A 17,031-nucleotide genomic window follows, 5' to 3' on the forward strand; every position below is an offset into this window, starting at 1 on the left:
CTCAGGCGGTGTGGACGACGTGGAAGACCTCGGCCAGCCGGCCCTCGGGCAGGCCGTGGGCGCGGGCGTTCTGCCGCATCCACCCGGTGACGAACTCCCGCAGCTGGCCCTCCGGGTGGTGGCTCACCTGGCTCACGTGCCGCATCAGGGCGGCGAACTTCCGGTCGACGACGTCGGTGACGTCGACGACGTGGTCGGCCCGCGGGCCCGCGCCGAGCCAGACCTCCGCCACCGTCCAGGCGTCCAGCCCCTCGTCGGCCAAGAGCTCGGGGAAGGCGAACGGGTTGCGGGCGTCGGGGTAGACCGCCCGCAGTGTCGACTCACCCACCGTCATGTGGTCGGGGTGGCTCGCGCCGATCCGCTCCCAGAACCGCTCGGGCGAGCTGGTGAGCACCCGCTGCGGCCGCACCTGGCGGATCACCCGGCTGATGTCCCGGCGGAGGTCCAGGGTGAGCTCCAGCCGGCCGTCCGGGTAGCCGAGGAAGCGGACGTCGCCGACGCCCACCTCCTTGGCGGCGGCGCGCTGCTCCGCCTGCCGCAGCGGCCCCATCTCCGACCGCGGGGTGTCGTCGAAGCCGCCGGCGTCGCCGTCGGTGACGATCAGGTAGGTGACCTCCGTGCCGGCGGCGGTCCAGGTGGCGACCGTCCCGGCGCTGCCGAAGTCGACGTCGTCGGGGTGGGCCAGGACGCACAGTGCCCGCTCGACGTGCGCGGCCGGCCGGGGGGAGGGGGAGGTCACCCGGGCGAGCATAGGTCGGCACCGGGGAGGACGCCGAGCCCGGCCAGCTTGCCCGGGTTGCGCACGATCAGCACCTGCTCGACCTGGTCGGTTCCTCTCCACGGGACGGTTCCCCCATGGAGACGGGACGGCGGCCCCGGACGTGACATCGGGGTGGGGGCAGGGGGACGACGGCGGTGCCGCAGACTCGGTCCGTGCCCGAGTACACGCTCTCCCTCGCACTCCGCGCCTCGGCCCCGCTGGACGACGCCGCGATCGACGCCCTCCGCACGGTCATCCGGCCCGGCGACCCCGACTTGCGGCTGTGGCGGGAGCCGGACCGGGCGGTGCTGCGGGTGACCACCGAGTGCACGGCCGACGACCTGCCGGCCGCCCTCGAACTGGGCCACGACCTGGCCGACGAGGCGAACGACGCCTGCCCCGGCCGGGTGTTCGAGGTGGCCGCGATGGACGACGAGGACTCGCTGGTCTGGCGCAGCGGCCCCTGACCGCCCGCGGCGTCAGAGGCGGCCGCGGCCCTGGCGCAGCAGCATCATGCCGAGCGCGGCGCCGTCGGGGCCCAGCTCGGTGCGGAAGCGGGCGAGCACCTGCTGCTCGCGGGCGAGCGACAGCCGTGTCCCGCCCGACGCGGCGCGCAGCGCGCCGATCTCCCGGGAGATCGCCAGGCGGCGGCGCACGAGTTCGATGATCTCGGCGTCGCAGGCGTCGATCGCGCCGCGCAGCTCGCCGATCCGCTCGGCCGGGTCCTCGGGGGCGGACGGGCCGGCGGCTGGGGAGAGGGTCAGGGTGCTCATCGGGTGTCCTCGGTGGTTCGTGGACCCGGAACCCGGAAACGAGAAACGCCCCGGGCTTCTCGGGCCCGGGGCGTCTGTTGCGGCGTGTGCTCAGCCAGCGGTGACGGACACCGGATCCCGGTGGCCGTAGAAAAAGCTGACGGTGGCGAGCACGGAGCCGAGTGTGCCACAACCCCGCCGGAGCGGCCCGGGCGGAGCCGCCCGGGACGGGTGGTGCGGCTGATCCCGGGGCGTCGGAACCGTCACCCGTCCGGCTTACAGTGGCGGTCTCATGAGCAGCAGCCTCCAGCAGTCCCTCCCCGGCACCGCCGCCCTGCAGCGCTCCGCTTCCGGCTCGGTCGGTCGCGAGCTGGACCGCATGCTGGCGGGCCTCAACGGCCCGCAGCGCGACGCCGTCGTCCACGAGGGCGGCCCGCTGCTCATCGTCGCCGGCGCCGGGTCGGGCAAGACCCGCGTGCTCACGCACCGGATCGCCTACCTGCTCGGCGCCCGCGGGGTGCAGCCGGGGGAGATCCTGGCCATCACCTTCACCAACAAGGCCGCCGGCGAGATGAAGGACCGGGTGGCCGCGCTGGTCGGGCCGCGGGCGCGGTCGATGTGGGTGTCGACGTTCCACTCGATGTGCGTGCGCATCCTGCGCGCCGAGGCCGCCAAGCTGGGCATGAAGTCGTCGTTCACGATCTACGACCAGGGCGACTCGATCCGGCTGATGACGATGGTCGCCCGCGACCTGGACCTGGACGCCAAGCGCTATCCCGGGCGGAGCCTGTCCAACCAGGTGTCCAACCTGAAGAACGAGCTCGTCGACGAGGAGTCGTTCAGCCCCCAGACGGCACCGGAGAAGGTGCTCAAGGAGGCGTACACGCTCTACCAGCGGCGGCTGCGCGAGGCGCACGCCATGGACTTCGACGACCTGATCATGACGACGGTCCACCTGCTGCAGGCCTTCCCCGACGTGGCCGAGCACTACCGCCGCCGGTTCCGGCACGTGCTGGTCGACGAGTACCAGGACACCAACCACGCCCAGTACATGCTGGTGCGCGAGCTGACCGGCACCGGTCAGGGCCCGGTGCCGCAGGCGGAGCTGTGCGTCGTCGGTGACGCCGACCAGTCGATCTACGCCTTCCGCGGCGCGACGATCCGCAACATCGACGAGTTCGAGCGCGACTACCCGCAGGCCACCACGATCCTGCTGGAGCAGAACTACCGCTCCACCCAGCGGATCCTCAAGGCCGCGAACACGGTCATCGCGAAGAACACCGGTCGCCGGCCGAAGAGCCTGTGGACGGACTCGGGCGACGGCGAGCTGATCGAGGGCTACGTCGCCGACAACGAGCACGACGAGGCCGCCTGGGTCGCCGAGCAGATCGACGCCCTGGTCGACGAGGGCGAGGTGCAGCCCAAGGACATCGCGGTCTTCTACCGCACGAACAACGCCTCCCGCGTGTTCGAAGAGGTCTTCATCCGCGTCGGCATGCCGTACAAGGTCGTCGGCGGCGTGCGGTTCTACGAGCGCAAGGAGGTCCGCGACGCGCTGGCCTACCTGAAGCTGGTCGCCAACCCGGCCGACGTGGTCAGCCTGCGCCGGATCATCAACGTGCCCAAGCGCGGGATCGGCGACAAGGCCGAGTCCTGCATCGAGTCCTTCGCCGACCGGGAGCGGATCGCGTTCGGCTCGGCGCTGCGGCGCTGCGCCGAGGTGCCCGACCTGGCCACCCGCTCGCTCAAGGCGCTGCAGGAGTTCGTGGCGCTGCTCGAGGAGTTCGAGCAGCTGGTGGAGACCGGTTCGGGCCCGGCCGCGCTGCTGGAGAGCATCCTCGACCGCACCGGCTACCTCGCCGAGCTGCAGGCCAGCACCGACCCGCAGGACGAGGGGCGGGTCGACAACCTCAACGAGCTCATCTCGGTGGCCGCCGAGTTCGAGGCGGCCAGCCCGGGCGGCACGGTCACCGACTTCCTGGAGCAGGTGTCCCTGGTGGCCGACGCCGACCAGATCCCGGTCTCCGGTGACGAGGCCGGCGTGGTCACGCTCATGACGCTGCACACCGCCAAGGGCCTGGAGTTCCCGGTCGTCTTCCTGACCGGCCTGGAGGACGGCGTCTTCCCGCACCTGCGGGCGCTGGGCGACCCGCGCGAGCTGGAGGAGGAGCGCCGGCTGGCGTACGTGGGCATCACCCGTGCCCGGCAGCGGCTGTTCATCTCGCGGGCCACGGTGCGCACCAGCTGGGGGCAGCCGGCCTACAACCCGCCCTCCCGGTTCCTCGACGAGATCCCGGCCGAGACGATCCACTGGGAGCGCACCGACCCGGTGCCGGCGCCCTCCACGGGCTACTCCTCGGCGCAGACGCGTGTGGCCGCGACCGGTCTGGCGACCGGCGGCCTGCGCGGCGGCGCCGGCAACCGGCAGGTCATCTCCGTGGAGGTGGGCGACCGGGTCAGCCACGACGCGTTCGGCCTCGGCACCGTGGTGGAGGTGACCGGCGTGGGCGACAAGGCCCAGGCGACGGTCGACTTCGGCTCCGGCGGCACCAAGCGCCTCGTCCTCCGCTACGCCCCCCTCGTGAAGCTCTGACCTGACCTGACCCGAGGAGCGGGGGCCCGAAGGGTCCCCGACGAAGGTCACGAGCCGCGGCAGTCGGCGGAGGTCGCTTACGGGTGGCGGATCATGACGGGACGCGCCCTGCGAGGTGCTCCGAGAAGAGGGCCCGCAGGGTCCTCGACGAGGGGCAGGACGCGCTCAGCGCAGCAGGGGCACGGCACGTGGCCGCGGTGTCGGCCGGAGGCCGGCAGATCACACACTCACCCCGCGCTCGCCCAACCACGCGCGCGGGTCGATCGGGCGGCCGTTCATGCCGCCGCGGTGGATCTCGTAGTGCAGGTGGGGGCCGGTGGACTGGCCCTCGTTGCCGATCTTGGCGATCTGGTCGCCCGCGGTGACGATGTCCCCGGCGGCGACGCTGTAGTAGCGCATGTGCCCGTAGATGTGCACGTTGCCGTCGGCGTCCTGGATGTAGACGGCGTTGCCGTAGCCGGAGGCCCGGCCGGCGCGGACGACGACGCCGTCGGTGGCGGCGAGGATCGGCGTGCCCAGCGGACCCGCCAGGTCCAGGCCGTAGTGCATGGTGCCCCAGCGCCGGCAGAAGCAGGTGGTGAGCACGCCCTGGGTGGGGGCCACGGTCTTGGGCTGGCGGGCGGCGCGCGACGCGGCCAGCTCGCTGAGCCGGGCCTGCGCCTCGGCCTCGGTGATGCCCCGGCGCGCGTCGGCTCCTTCCAGGCCACCGGCGAAGCTGATCTCGGTGCTCACGCCGAGGCCGTAGTCCGAGGCGCTGGCGGAGACGTCCGAGGGGGAGCCGGTCATCGCGGGGACGCCGGCGAGCAGGGCGCCGGCGACGAGCGCGGCCAACCACAGCGGGGCGCGGCGGCCCGGGGGGTGCGGCAGGCGGCGGCGGACGGTGCGCTGGACGGGGGTCGGGTCGGTCGCGGGCGCCGGTGCGGGCGCGAGGCTCTCGGGGGCGATCCGGGGCGTGGGCACGCGGACGAGCCCCGGAGCCGGCTTCTCCAGCACATGCGCACTGCTGCGAGACACGGCGGACCTTCCCGGACGACCTGGCCCGGCGAGCGCCGGGAGGCGTTCGTCGGGGGGAGCGACGACGGCGAGGACGCCGCCGGAGCGGCGTCCGCCGGTGGACCCGGCGCCGTGATCGAACCGTAACGATGCGTCAGGACCCGACCAAGTACCGAACGGTGCGTGTCGCGATGGGCGCAAATCGTGATGGCGACGAGTCGACCCGGTGGCAGGCGGCGGACGGCCCGCCGTCCGTCAGGCGACGGCGGCGACGGGCTGCCGCGGAGCCTCGGCGTCGCGGACGCCGGCGAGCGTGGTCGCCACCTCGTCGAGCACGCCGCGGTGGATGGGCAGCGACATGTGCCCGACGCCGCGGACGAGGACGTTGCGGGCGTCGAGGTCGGGGTGGTCGCAGCGGCCCGAGTGCGTGGGCAGCACCATCTGGTCCAGGTCGCTGTAGACGGCGGTGACCCGGGTGCGGCAGCCCGGGGCGGGCTCCGCGAGCTCCTGCAGCACCGGGGACCCGGGGCGGAGCTGACGCACCAGCGGCGTGGGCCCCACGTGCGCCAGGATCGAGCCCTGGTGCGGCGTCCCGAGCGTCACCAGGGAGTCGATCCGCCGGTCACCGCCCTGCCGCTGCACGTGGTAGCGCGCGATCAGCCCACCGAGGCTGTGGCCGACGACGCGCACCCGGTCGTGGCCGGTCTGCTCGCAGATCCGCTCGATGTGCCGGCCCAGGTCGGTGGCGCCCTGAGCGATGTCGGGCAGGAACGGGCTGTAGTTCCAGGAGCACACGTGCGCGAAGCCGCGCCGGCGCAGGCTGCGGCGCATGACGGCGAAGACCGAGCGGTTGTCGATGAGCCCGTGCACGAGCAGGACCGGGATGCGGGCGGCCAGCGGGTCGGCGGCGAAGAGCGCGCGCACCGCGGCCGGCTGCTCGCCGGTCCGCTTGCGGGGATCGGGGCGCACCTGCTCCATGCGGGTGCCCAGCGGGTACATGAGCACGTGCGCGCCGACCCAGGCCAGCTCGGTGAGGCCGCCGGCGAGCGTGGTGGGCGAACAGAGCGCGCGCAGGCCACGTGGCGTGACCTCGGCGTCAGCGGTGGTGTGCCACCCTGGAGCTGAGTCGAGCTCGCTCGATCGGCGCATGGCCGTTCTCCCCGTCTGAGCTGCCCGGCGGGACCTCGGGTTCGGGTCGTCCGGCCGGTTCGTTGGTCCCGTGTGTGCTCCGTTGACCCGACGGTAAGCCTCGATGTGTCGGGCGTCACACATTTGTCATCGTCGGTCGCCGACCGAGTCCTGTTCGTGACCACGCTGCCGAAGGGGGAACCGTGTCCACCCGCGACGACCGCGCCCGGACCGACCGCGCCCGGATCCACCGCACCGGGGCGACCGCCCGCCGGCCTGCCCGGCGCGCGGCTCCGGCGTCGTCGCCGGCGGTGGAGGGCGATCGCACGGTGGTCGGCACCGTGCGCCCGGCCGTCCGGATCTGCGGCCTGCTGCTCGTCCTCGCCGGGCTCGCCGGTGCCGCGGCGGCCTTCCCCACCTACCTGGTGGTCGGCGGCGAGGAGCTGCGCCACGTCCGCGGGCTCGGCGACGCCCTGGTCGCCCTCCTCGTCCCGGCCGTGCACGTGGCGGTCGGCGGAACCCTGCTGCGGCGCGCGGCGCCCAAGTTCGGGCTGGCCTACGCCGGGGTCGCCGGGGCGCTCGCGGTGGGCGAGCTGCTCATCGAGATCTACCGGGGCAGCAGCTCCACGTCCCGTCCCGGCATCGAGGTGCTCGCGGGGGAGCGGGTCCTGACCAGCAGCGTCCAGGTGGGCGCCGGCTGGGTGCTGGGGATCGTCGCGCTGGTGCTCACCGTCCTGGCCGGCGTCACCGCCATGGCCACCTGGGGGCGGACCGTGATGGAGGACCGGGGCGCGCTCGACCCGGTCCGCTCGCTGCTGGCCGGCGCGGCGGTGCTCCTCGGGGTCACCGCCGTCCTCTGCCTGGCGCTCCCGGCCGCCGACGTGCCCGGCCGGCTGCAGACCGACCCGGCGACCGGCCTGGAGATCGTGGTCACCCGCGAGGGGCCGCAGGCGCTGCTGGAGCGACCGGGGCTGGCCCTCCTCGGCGGCCTGCTGCTGGCCGGGACGCTGCTGCTCTGCTCGGTCGTCGCCCCGTCGCTGCGGCCGCGGCTGGGCGCGGTAGGCGGGCTGCTGGCCGTCGCCGTCACCGTGCTCGGTGCCGGGCTCGGCGGCCTGCGTGACGCGGTCGCGTCGGACGAGCTGGTCTGGACCGTCCCGGGCGCCGGCCTGGTCGTCGTCGGGCTGGCGATGCTGCTCCTGACCGTCGTCGCGTGGCGGGCCCGGCGGACGGCGGCGTGACCGGTGCCTCATCCGGGGGGCGCAGCTCCTAAGCTGCCTCCCGTGGTGGACGAACGCATCCGGGTGGTCATCGCCAAGCCGGGACTGGACGGGCACGACCGAGGCGCCAAGGTCGTCGCGCGGGCGCTGCGCGACGCCGGGATGGAGGTCGTCTACACGGGCCTGCACCAGACGCCGGAACAGATCGTGGACACGGTCGTGCAGGAGGACGCCGACGCGGTCGGCCTCTCGGTGCTCTCCGGCGCGCACATGACGCTGTTCGCCCGGCTCACCGAGCTGCTGCGCGAGCGCGGCGTCGACGACGTCGTGGTCTTCGGCGGCGGGATCATCCCCGAGGAGGACGTGCCCGAGCTGGAGCGCCTGGGCGTCGCGGGCGTCTTCACCCCCGGCGCCACCACCACCGACATCGTCGACTGGGTGCGCACCCACGTGGGCGAGCCCGCCGGCGCCTGAGGGTTCGGGGCGGGAGCGCCGGCCCGGGAGGGCTCGGTGGACCAGCGCGTTCCTGCCGCGAACGGGTGAGCCGCCGTGTGATGCACCCCACGCCGGGCCCACCGGGGCAACGCCCGGGGCAGCGGACTGGTTTCGAGCGGTCTACGGTGCCTGTTCGTGGATCTCTTCGAGTACCAGGCCCGTGACCTGTTGGCCTCGCACGGTGTCCCCGTGCTCCCCGGCGGGGTCGCCGAGACGCCCGAGCAGGCGGAGGCGATCGCCCGCGAGATCGGGCAGACCGTCGTCGTCAAGGCGCAGGTGAAGACCGGCGGCCGGGGCAAGGCCGGCGGCGTGAAGCTCGCCGACGACGCCGAGGACGCCAAGGCGCGCGCCCAGGACATCCTCGGCCTGGACATCAAGGGCCACATCACCCACAAGGTGATGGTGGCCCAGGCCAGCGACATCGCCGAGGAGTACTACTTCTCCTACCTGCTGGACCGCTCCAACCGCACCTTCCTGGCCATGGCCAGCGTCGAGGGCGGCGTGGAGATCGAGCAGCTGGCCGTCGAGCGCCCCGAGGCGCTGGCCCGCATCCCGATCGACGCCAGCAAGGGCGTCGACACCGCCAAGGCCGCCGAGATCGTGGACGCCGCCGGCTTCGCCGCCGAGGTGCGCGACCAGGTCATCGCGATCGCCGTCCAGCTGTGGGACGTCTTCAGCAAGGAGGACGCCACCCTCGTCGAGGTGAACCCGCTGGCCAAGGCGCCCGACGGCACCGTCCTCGCGCTGGACGCCAAGGTCACCCTCGACGAGAACGCCGGCTTCCGGCACAGCGAGCACGCCGCGCTCGAGGACGCCGCCGCCGCCGACCCGCTCGAGGCGCGGGCCAAGGAGAAGAACCTCAACTACGTCAAGCTCGAGGGCGAGGTCGGGATCATCGGCAACGGTGCCGGCCTGGTCATGAGCACCCTCGACGTCGTCGCCTACGCCGGTGAGGAGTTCGGCGGCGTCAAGCCGGCCAACTTCCTCGACATCGGCGGCGGCGCCTCGGCCGAGGTCATGGCCAACGGCCTGGAGATCATCCTCTCCGACCCGGCCGTGAAGAGCGTGTTCGTCAACGTCTTCGGCGGCATCACCTCCTGCGACGCCGTGGCCAACGGCATCGTCTCCGCCCTGGGCATCCTGGGCGACGAGGCGACCAAGCCGCTGGTCGTCCGGCTCGACGGCAACAACGTCGAGGAGGGCCGGCGGATCCTCGCCGAGGCCAACCACTCCCTGGTGACCGTGGTCGACACGATGGACGGCGCCGCGCGCCGGGCCGCCGAACTCGCCGCCGCCTGATCGCCCCGACTCCGGACAGGACACCACTCAGATGTCGATCTTCCTCAACGAGAACAGCAAGGTCATCGTCCAGGGCATGACCGGCTCCGAGGGCAGCAAGCACACCGCGCGCATGCTCGCCTCCGGCACCGCGATCGTCGGCGGTGTGAACCCCCGCAAGGCCGGCACCTCGGCCGACTTCGACGGCACCAGCGTGCCGGTGTTCGGCAGCGTCGCCGACGCCATGAAGGAGACCGGCGCCGACGTCAGCGTCATCTTCGTGCCGCCGCCGTTCGCCAAGGCCGCCGTCATCGAGGCCGTCGACGCCCAGATCGGGCTCGCCGTCGTCATCACCGAGGGCATCCCGGTGCACGACTCGACCTACTTCTGGGCGCACGCCCAGGGTGGCTCGACCCGCATCATCGGCCCGAACTGCCCTGGCCTGATCAGCCCCGGGCGCAGCAACGCCGGGATCATCCCGGCCAACATCACCAAGCAGGGCAAGATCGGCCTGGTCTCGAAGTCGGGCACGCTGACCTACCAGATGATGTACGAGCTGCGGGACATCGGTTTCTCCACCGCGATCGGCATCGGTGGCGACCCGGTCATCGGCACGACGCACATCGACGCCCTCCAGGCCTTCCAGGACGACCCGGAGACCGAGGCCATCGTGATGATCGGTGAGATCGGTGGCGACGCCGAGGAGCGCGCCGCCGACTTCGTCAAGGCCAACGTCACCAAGCCGGTCGTCGGCTACGTCGCGGGCTTCACCGCCCCCGAGGGCAAGACGATGGGCCACGCCGGCGCCATCGTGTCCGGCTCGGCCGGTACCGCCCAGGCGAAGAAGGAGGCCCTCGAGGCCGCCGGTGTCCGCGTCGGCAAGACCCCGTCGGAGACGGCCCAGCTCATGCGGGAGATCGTCGGCTCCTGATCGCCGGCACCCCGTCCGGGACCGTCCACGTCACCTGCCCGGCGACCGCGCTCCGCGGTCGCCGGGCAGTGCCGTTCCCGGGCGGCGCGCCGGTCGGAGGACCCGTCGTTGCGGGTCCGCGGCCGCGACCGCCACGATCAGCACGCCCCGATCCGTTCCCGAGGAGACCCAGTGACCGCCAGCCAGCCTCCGCAGCCGCCCGAGGGTGGTCAGCCGCCCGCCGGGCAGGGGCCCCCGCCTCCCGGGCAGCAGGGGCCCGGTCCGCAGTACGGCGGTCCGCAGTACGGCCAGCAGCCCTACGGGCAGCCGCGGTACGGGCAGCCCCCGTACGGCCAGCCGCCCTACCCCCAGCAGCAGTACGGCCAGCCGCCCCACGCCCAGCCGCCGTACGGCCAGCCGCCCTACGGGCAGCCCCCGTACGGGCCGGCCGGCTACGGCCCGTTCCCGTACGGGCAGCCCCCGTACGGGCAGCCCCCGTACGGGCAGCCGCCGTACGGGCAGCAGCCCTACGGCGTGCCCGGCTACGGGCCGCCCTTCGGCGGCCCCGGCCTCCCGGCCGGACGTCGCCCCGGCGGCGGTGCCGGGTTCTCGTTCGACCCCAAGCGGCTCATCTGGAGCGACTACGCCGTCGCCGGGGGGACGCTGCTGTTCCTGCTCGTCGCCTTCCTGCCCTGGTGGCGGTTCGGCGACGCCACGTTCGGGGTCAGCTTCCGCGGGTTCGACGACGGCATGGTGCGCTCGGCGTTCGTGCTCTTCCTGCTGGCGACCGCCTGGACGGTGCTGCCGGCATTCGTGCGCATGACGGTGACCTTCCCCCGCTCCGGGTTGACCGTGGCGCTGGCCGCCCTCGGCCTCGTGCTGACGCTGTTCGCCTGGCTGGACACGCTCCGGTACGCCTTCTCGTTCTGGGCGCTGCTGGGCCTCCTGGTGGCGGTGGCGATCACCGTGCTCGCCTCGCTCGCCCTGCGGAGGGAGATGCGTGACCGCCCGGCGCGGCCGAGCGGTCCGCCGCCCGGCGGGTACTGGCCGCCGCAGGGCCGGCCCTACCCCTACGGCGCGCCGCAGCCCTACGCGCCCGGGCAGATCCCGCCGCAGGGCTATCCGGGGCAGCCGGGGCCGGGCTCTCCGTCGTGGCCGTCGTCGCCCCCGTCCGGCCCGGGCCAGGGTGGCGGTCCGGGCACGCCGCCCGGCGGCTCGACGGCGTCGGGCGCCGGCCCGGACGCTACGGACAGCGAGCGTCCCAGCACGGATACCTGATCGGCGGTCCGCCGTCGCCGACACGGCGGGCCGGCTCCGGCGAGTGCGCCACGCATCCGCCCGTGCGGCTTGCGAGAGTGGAGCCGTGGTCTCCCTGCTCGCACGCCTGCCCTTCCGGCGGGACGCCGGGTCGGCCGCGCGATCCGCTCCGCCTGCCGTCCTCGCCGCCGTCGCGACGGCCGCCGTCACGGTCGCCGGCCTCGTCGGCCTCGGGCTCGCGCTGGTCGTCGTGCAGACGCTCGACCCGGGCGGCGGCATGTCGGTGGGCGCCTCGACGGGGCTCGGTGCCCGCCTCTGGCTGCTGGCGCACGGCGCCGAGCTGCTGCCGCCGTCGGGGTCGCTGGTCCTGGCACCGCTGCTCCTGACGCTGCTGGTGGCCTGGGGGCTGTCCTGGGCCGGCCGGGTGGCAGTCCGGGCGCTCGACGACGGCGCGTCGGCCCGGGGCGTCGTCCAGGCGGCCGGGCTGGTCGCCGTCCTGCACGTGGCGCTCACCTGGCTGCTGGCGCTGGTCGTGGACGACGACACCGCGGGCACCGGCTGGCCGCGCACGCTGGTGGTCCCCGCGGTGCTGGCCCTCCTCGCCGCCGGCTGGGGCGCCGGGCGGGAGTCCGGGCTGGTCGAGGCCGCGCTGGACCGGCTGCCGGGCGTGCTGCGGCCCGTCCTCCGCGGCGTCCTGGCGGGGGTGTGCACCGCGCTCGCGCTGGGCCTGACGGTCGTCGCGGTGGCCCTGGCCAGCGACGCGGGGGGCTACGCGGCGCTGTCGGCCTCCCTCGGCGGGGCCGGCGCGGGTGCCGTGGGGCTGCTCGGGCTGAGCGCGCTGTACCTGCCGAACGCCGCCGTCGCCGTCCTCGGCCTGGCGGCCGGCCCCGGTTTCTTCGTGGGCAGCGGCACGCTCGTCTCCGTGCACGGCGTGACGCTGGGCGCCGTCCCCGCCGTGCCGCTGCTCGCCGCCCTGCCCGACACCCAGGCGGTGCCGCTGATCGCCTTCGTCTCCCAGGCGATCCCCGCCGTCGCCGGCCTCGTGGCCGGCACGACGCTCGGCCGGTGGTTCGGCGACCGCGACGGCGGCTCGGTCGTCGCCGGGCTCGCCGGCCTGCTGGCCGGCTCGCTGCTCGGCGTGGTCACCGGGGCGCTGGCCTGGTTCGCCGGCGGTTCGCTCGGGGACGGCGCGCTCGCGGTGGTCGGCGCACCGCCCGTGGCCACCGGCATCGCCATCGCGGCGCAGGCCGGGATCGCCGCGGCGGTGGCCGGCGCGGTCACCCGCTGGCGGTCGTCGGGCTGACCGGGACCGGCCCGTCGAGCGCCCCGGCGGGCCCGGCTAGGGTCGCGGACGTGCCCGTCGACGAGCCCTTCCCGCGGGCCCGGCTCGTCGTGCTGCTGTCGGGCACCGGGTCGCTGTGCGCGGCGCTGCTGGACGCCACCGACGACCCCGCCTACCCGGCCGCCGTGGTCGCCGTCGGCGCGGACCGCGACGCCCCCGGCCTGGAGCACGCCCGCCGGCGCGGGCTGCCCACGTTCGTCTGCGCGCTCGGCGACCATCCCGACCGCGCCGCCTGGGACCGCGCGCTCGCCGACCGGATCGCCGGCTTCGCGCCCGACCTCGTCGTGTCGGCCGGGTTCATGAAGATCGTCGGGCCCGCCGTGCTGGCCGGCTTCGAGGGCCGGCTGATCAACACCCACCCGGCGCTGCTGCCGGCGTTCCCCGGCGCGCACGCGGTGCGCGACGCCCTGGCCGCCGGGGTGTCGACGACGGGCTCGACCGTGCACCTGGTCGACGCCGGCGTCGACACCGGGCCGGTGCTGGCCCAGCGCGCGGTGCCGGTGCTGCCCGGCGACGACGAGGCGCGCCTGCACGAACGGATCAAGACCGTGGAGCGCGAGCTCCTGGTGGAGACGGTGGCGGAGTTCGTCACCCCACCCCCGACCAGCCCGCCCCCGACGAGGAAGAGCCCCTGATGAGCGACCGCACCCCGATCCGCCGCGCCCTGCTCGGCGTGTACGACAAGACCGGCATCGAGGAGCTGGCCGCCGGGCTGGCCGCCGCCGGTGTCGAGCTGGTGAGCACCGGCGCGACCGCGCGGCGGATCGCCGACGCCGGGGTGCCTGTCACCCCCGTCGAGCAGGTCACCGGCTTCCCCGAGTGCCTCGACGGACGGGTGAAGACCCTGCACCCCGCCGTGCACGCCGGGATCCTGGCCGACCGGCGCAAGGCCGACCACGTCGCGCAGCTCGACGAGCTCGGCATCGCGGCGTTCGACCTCGTCGTGGTGAACCTGTACCCGTTCACCGAGACCGTCGCCTCGGGTGCCACGCCGGATGAGTGCGTCGAGCAGATCGACATCGGCGGCCCGGCGATGGTGCGGGCGGCGGCCAAGAACCACCCGTCGGTCGCCGTCGTCGTCGACCCGGCGCGCTACGGCGACGTCCTCGCCGCGGTGTCCGGCGGCGGGTTCACCCTCGCCGAGCGCCAGGGCCTGGCCGCGGCCGCGTTCCGGCACACCGCCTCCTACGACATCGCCGTCGCCTCGTGGATGGGCAGCGTGCTCGCCCCGGACGACGACAGCCCGTTCCCGGCGTGGGTGGGGAGCAGCTGGGAGCGCGCCGACGTGCTGCGCTACGGCGAGAACCCGCACCAGGCGGCGGCGCTCTACCGCTCCGACCGGCCGGGGCTGGCGCACGCCGAGCAGCTGCACGGCAAGCAGATGTCCTACAACAACTACGTCGACACCGACGCCGCCTGGCGGGCCGCGCACGACCACGACGAGCCCTGCGTGGCGATCATCAAGCACGCCAACCCGTGCGGCATCGCCGTCGGGGCCGACATCGCCGCCGCGCACCGCAAGGCGCACGCCTGCGACCCGGTGTCCGCCTTCGGCGGCGTGATCGCCGCCAACCGCGAGGTCGACCTCACCCTGGCCGAGCAGGTGGCCGAGGTGTTCACCGAGGTCGTCGTCGCCCCGTCGTTCACCGACGACGCCGTCGCGGTGCTGACCGGGAAGAAGAACATCCGGCTGCTGCGGCTGCCGCACCTGCCCGAGGCCGGGGTGGAGCTGCGCCCGATCGGCGGCGGGCTGCTGCTGCAGACCCGCGACCGCATCGACGCCACGGGCGACGACCCCACCACCTGGACCCTCGCCACCGGGGAGCCGCTGGACGCCGCCGGCCTGGACGACCTGGTCTTCGCCTGGCGGGCGGTGCGCGCGGTGAAGAGCAACGCGATCCTGCTGGCCCACGACCGGGCCACCGTCGGCGTCGGCATGGGCCAGGTCAACCGGGTCGACTCCGCGCGCCTGGCCGTCGCCCGGGCGGGGGAGCGGGCCGCGGGCGCGGTGGCGGCGTCGGACGCGTTCTTCCCGTTCGCCGACGGTCTGCAGGTGCTGCTCGACGCCGGGGTGCGCGCCGTCGTCCAGCCGGGCGGGTCGGTGCGGGACGAGGAGGTCGTCGCCGCGGCCGCGGCGGCCGGCGTGCCGCTGTACCTGACCGGCACCCGTCACTTCGCGCACTGAGCCCGTGGTGATCAGCTCGCGGCCGCACGTCGGCCCGCCGGAGTCCGGCGCCGTCGTCGAGGACGAGGACTTCGCCCGGGTCGACTGGTGGGGGGCCGAGCTCGACGGCGTCACCTTCGTCCGGTGCCGGTTCGACGACGCCGGGCTGGAGGAGCTGGTCACCCGGCGCTGCGTGTTCGAGGAGTGCGTCCTGACCGGGGTGCGCATGGCCGGGGCGCGGCACTCCGGTTCGGCGTTCCTCTCCTGCCGGTTCGACCGCGCGAAGCTCACCGACGTCACGTGGGACGGCTGCAAGCTCACCGGCTCGCAGTTCCCCGGCGCGCACCTGCGGCCGATGACGGCGGCGGACTGCGACTGGAGCTACGCCGCCCTGCGCGCCGTGGACCTCTCCGGGCTGGACCTGTCCGGTCAGCGCTTCCGCGAGGCGGACTTCACCGACGCCGACCTGCGCGAGTGCGATCTCAGCGGCGCCGACCTGACCCGCGCCCGGCTGCAGGGCACGCGGCTGCGCGGGACCGACCTGCGCGGTGCGTCGACCGACGAGATCAACTGGCGCGCCTTCGACCTCACCGGGGTCCGCATCGACCTCGCGCAGGCGGTGCAGTTCGCCGCCGCCCACGGCGCGCGCGTCGCGACCTAGCGCGGGCCGGTCAGCACGGCCTTCAGCGAGCCGAGCAGCCCGAGGACGGCGACGGCGATGGCGCACCAGAAGCCGGGGCCGAAGGGGTCGAGGTCCCAGCCGGCGTCGGCCAGCGGCACGAGCACGGCGGCGGTGACGACGCCGCTGACCAGCAGGGCCACGAACCCGACGAACCGGTGGCTGCGCGCGGGCAGCCACAGCGCGATGCCCAGGAGCAGCAGCAGGCCGCCGCCGAGCACGATGGCCAGGGGCTGCCAGGAGCCGTCGTCGAAGATCTCGCCGAGGTCGGCGAACGCGTCGCGCACGAGGCGCCAGCCGCTGTCGTCGCGGTCGCGCAGCCACTCCAGCGGCAGGCTGACGGCGGCGGCGATCCCGGCGAGGATGAGCAGCAGGCCGCCGAGGCTCTCGGGCCCGCGGAAGGTCACCGGCCGGTCGGAGTACGCCGGCGTCGTCGGCCCCGGTTCGGCGCCGTGGGACGCCGTCGCGCCGGTCGGGCTCTGGTCGCGCTCGGTCATGGCGCACCTCCGGTGTCGGCGGGACACCGGCGCCCCGCCACCCCGACCCTAGGGCCGCGGCGTCCGTCGCGGGACCCTCTCCGGCAGACTGTCGGCGTGCCCGCGACGATCCTGGACGGCAAGGCCACCGCGGCGGCGATCCGCGCCGAGCTCACCGAGCGGGTGGCCGCTCTCACCGCGGCCGGTCACCGGCCCGGCCTCGGCACCCTGCTGGTGGGTGACGACCCCGGGAGCCGCTGGTACGTGAACGCCAAGCACTCCGACTGCGCCCAGGTGGGCATCGCCAGCATCCAGCGCGAGCTGCCGGCCACCGCCACCGAGGCCGACGTGCTGGCCGTGGTCGAGGAGCTCAACGCCGACCCGGGCTGCACCGGCTACATCGTCCAGCTGCCGCTGCCGGAGGGCATCGAGGAGAGCACGGTCCTCGAGGCGATGGACCCGGCCAAGGACGCCGACGGGCTGCACCCGGTCAACCTCGGCCGGCTGGTGCTCAACGTGCCCGGGCCGCTGCCCTGCACCCCCGTCGGCATCGTCGAGCTGCTGCGCCGGTACGAGGTGCCGATCGCCGGCGCAGAGGTCGTCGTCATCGGGCGCGGCATCACCGTCGGCCGTCCCCTGGGCCTGCTGCTGACCCGCCGGACGGAGAACGCCACCGTCACCCTCTGCCACACCGGCACCCGTGACCTGGCGGCGCACGTGCGCACCGCCGACGTCGTCGTCGCCGCCGCGGGGGTGCCCGGCCTGATCACCGCCGACATGGTCAAGCCGGGGGCCGCCGTCCTCGACGTGGGCGTCAGCCGGGTCGACGGGAAGATCGCCGGCGACGTCGCCAAGGACGTCGTCGACGTCGCCGGGCACGTCGCTCCCAACCCGGGGGGCGTGGGGCCGATGACCCGCGCCATGCTCCTGCAGAACGTGGTGCTCGCCGCCGAGCAGGCCGCGGCGATCGAGGCGCTGTCGGCCTGA

The 17,031-nt window shown here is 74.6% G+C and carries 17 protein-coding genes; 12 read left to right on the forward strand and 5 right to left on the reverse strand.

Annotated elements, in window-relative coordinates; genetic code table 11:
- Position 1 precedes the first annotated feature (1 nt).
- On the reverse strand, positions 2-739 hold the full coding sequence (locus ACI790_RS19005) for a PIG-L deacetylase family protein (protein WP_456571351.1): 738 nt from the start codon (positions 737-739) through the stop codon (positions 2-4).
- Between the two features lie 194 nt (positions 740-933).
- Between ACI790_RS19005 and ACI790_RS19010 the strand changes: the two genes are divergently transcribed.
- Positions 934-1,227, forward strand: coding sequence for a hypothetical protein (locus ACI790_RS19010; protein ID WP_456571352.1), 294 nt, complete (start codon positions 934-936; stop codon positions 1,225-1,227).
- Between the two features lie 12 nt (positions 1,228-1,239).
- Here ACI790_RS19010 and ACI790_RS19015 read toward each other — a convergent pair whose 3' ends face one another.
- Positions 1,240-1,533 (reverse strand): chorismate mutase, encoded by a 294-nt coding sequence (locus ACI790_RS19015; protein ID WP_456571353.1) that lies wholly within the window; start codon positions 1,531-1,533, stop codon positions 1,240-1,242.
- A gap of 271 nt (positions 1,534-1,804) precedes the next feature.
- On the opposite strand from ACI790_RS19015, the gene pcrA reads away from it, so the two are divergent.
- Positions 1,805-4,105 (forward strand): DNA helicase PcrA, encoded by a 2,301-nt coding sequence (gene pcrA, locus ACI790_RS19020; protein ID WP_456571354.1) that lies wholly within the window; start codon positions 1,805-1,807, stop codon positions 4,103-4,105.
- Between the two features lie 219 nt (positions 4,106-4,324).
- Here the strand turns inward: pcrA and ACI790_RS19025 are convergent, their stop codons facing one another.
- Entirely contained in the window at positions 4,325-5,119 is a 795-nt protein-coding gene (locus tag ACI790_RS19025; protein ID WP_456571355.1) for a M23 family metallopeptidase, read from the reverse strand.
- Positions 5,120-5,353: 234 nt separating this feature from the next.
- Positions 5,354-6,247 (reverse strand): esterase/lipase family protein, encoded by an 894-nt coding sequence (locus tag ACI790_RS19030; RefSeq protein ID WP_456571356.1) that lies wholly within the window; start codon positions 6,245-6,247, stop codon positions 5,354-5,356.
- 182 nt (positions 6,248-6,429) lie between these two features.
- Between ACI790_RS19030 and ACI790_RS19035 the strand changes: the two genes are divergently transcribed.
- The 9 genes from ACI790_RS19035 to ACI790_RS19075 all read left to right on the forward strand — a co-directional run bounded on the left by ACI790_RS19035 (position 6,430) and on the right by ACI790_RS19075 (position 15,550).
- Positions 6,430-7,464 (forward strand): hypothetical protein, encoded by a 1,035-nt coding sequence (locus ACI790_RS19035; protein ID WP_456571357.1) that lies wholly within the window; start codon positions 6,430-6,432, stop codon positions 7,462-7,464.
- A 42-nt stretch (positions 7,465-7,506) separates the two neighbouring features.
- On the forward strand, positions 7,507-7,917 hold the full coding sequence (locus ACI790_RS19040) for a cobalamin B12-binding domain-containing protein (protein ID WP_456571358.1): 411 nt from the start codon (positions 7,507-7,509) through the stop codon (positions 7,915-7,917).
- A gap of 156 nt (positions 7,918-8,073) precedes the next feature.
- Positions 8,074-9,237: an ADP-forming succinate--CoA ligase subunit beta gene (sucC, locus tag ACI790_RS19045; protein WP_456571359.1), complete on the forward strand. Its 1,164-nt coding sequence runs from the start codon at positions 8,074-8,076 to the stop codon at positions 9,235-9,237.
- Positions 9,238-9,268: 31 nt separating this feature from the next.
- Positions 9,269-10,147: a succinate--CoA ligase subunit alpha gene (sucD, locus tag ACI790_RS19050; protein ID WP_456571360.1), complete on the forward strand. Its 879-nt coding sequence runs from the start codon at positions 9,269-9,271 to the stop codon at positions 10,145-10,147.
- Positions 10,148-10,318: 171 nt separating this feature from the next.
- Entirely contained in the window at positions 10,319-11,404 is a 1,086-nt protein-coding gene (locus tag ACI790_RS19055; protein WP_456571361.1) for a hypothetical protein, read from the forward strand.
- 85 nt (positions 11,405-11,489) lie between these two features.
- Positions 11,490-12,686 carry a cell division protein PerM gene (locus ACI790_RS19060; protein WP_456571362.1) on the forward strand — a complete coding sequence of 399 codons (1,197 nt, stop codon included), beginning with the start codon at positions 11,490-11,492 and terminating at the stop codon, positions 12,684-12,686.
- 50 nt (positions 12,687-12,736) lie between these two features.
- Positions 12,737-13,360, forward strand: a complete 624-nt coding sequence (gene purN, locus ACI790_RS19065; protein ID WP_456571363.1) for a phosphoribosylglycinamide formyltransferase — start codon at positions 12,737-12,739, stop codon at positions 13,358-13,360.
- On the forward strand, positions 13,360-14,910 hold the full coding sequence (gene purH, locus ACI790_RS19070; protein ID WP_456571364.1) for a bifunctional phosphoribosylaminoimidazolecarboxamide formyltransferase/IMP cyclohydrolase: 1,551 nt from the start codon (positions 13,360-13,362) through the stop codon (positions 14,908-14,910). Before purN ends, purH begins: the two co-directional genes overlap by 1 nt.
- Positions 14,911-14,917: 7 nt before the next feature.
- A complete protein-coding gene (locus ACI790_RS19075) occupies positions 14,918-15,550 on the forward strand; it encodes a pentapeptide repeat-containing protein (RefSeq protein WP_456571365.1) in 633 nt (210 codons plus the stop codon).
- Here ACI790_RS19075 and ACI790_RS19080 read toward each other — a convergent pair.
- The gene (locus ACI790_RS19080; protein WP_456571366.1) at positions 15,547-16,065 is read right to left on the reverse strand and encodes a hypothetical protein; all 519 of its coding nucleotides are present in this window, start codon (positions 16,063-16,065) and stop codon (positions 15,547-15,549) included. The two genes, ACI790_RS19075 and ACI790_RS19080, sit on opposite strands and share 4 nt — an antisense overlap.
- A 96-nt stretch (positions 16,066-16,161) precedes the next feature.
- Between ACI790_RS19080 and ACI790_RS19085 the strand changes: the two genes are divergently transcribed.
- Entirely contained in the window at positions 16,162-17,031 is an 870-nt protein-coding gene (locus ACI790_RS19085) for a bifunctional methylenetetrahydrofolate dehydrogenase/methenyltetrahydrofolate cyclohydrolase (protein WP_456571367.1), read from the forward strand.

This window comes from Blastococcus sp. SYSU DS0539 (assembly GCF_054050855.1).

Bases quoted from the DNA above. Each gene is read 5' to 3' on its own strand.
- ACI790_RS19015 (WP_456571353.1), bottom strand. From the start codon at position 1,533: ATGAGCACCCTGACCCTCTCCCCAGCCGCCGGCCCGTCCGCCCCCGAG.
- pcrA (WP_456571354.1), top strand. From the start codon at position 1,805: ATGAGCAGCAGCCTCCAGCAGTCCCTCCCCGGCACCGCCGCCCTGCAG.
- ACI790_RS19080 (WP_456571366.1), bottom strand. From the start codon at position 16,065: ATGACCGAGCGCGACCAGAGCCCGACCGGCGCGACGGCGTCCCACGGC.
- sucD (WP_456571360.1), top strand. From the start codon at position 9,269: ATGTCGATCTTCCTCAACGAGAACAGCAAGGTCATCGTCCAGGGCATG.
- purH (WP_456571364.1), top strand. From the start codon at position 13,360: ATGAGCGACCGCACCCCGATCCGCCGCGCCCTGCTCGGCGTGTACGAC.
- ACI790_RS19030 (WP_456571356.1), bottom strand. From the start codon at position 6,247: ATGCGCCGATCGAGCGAGCTCGACTCAGCTCCAGGGTGGCACACCACC.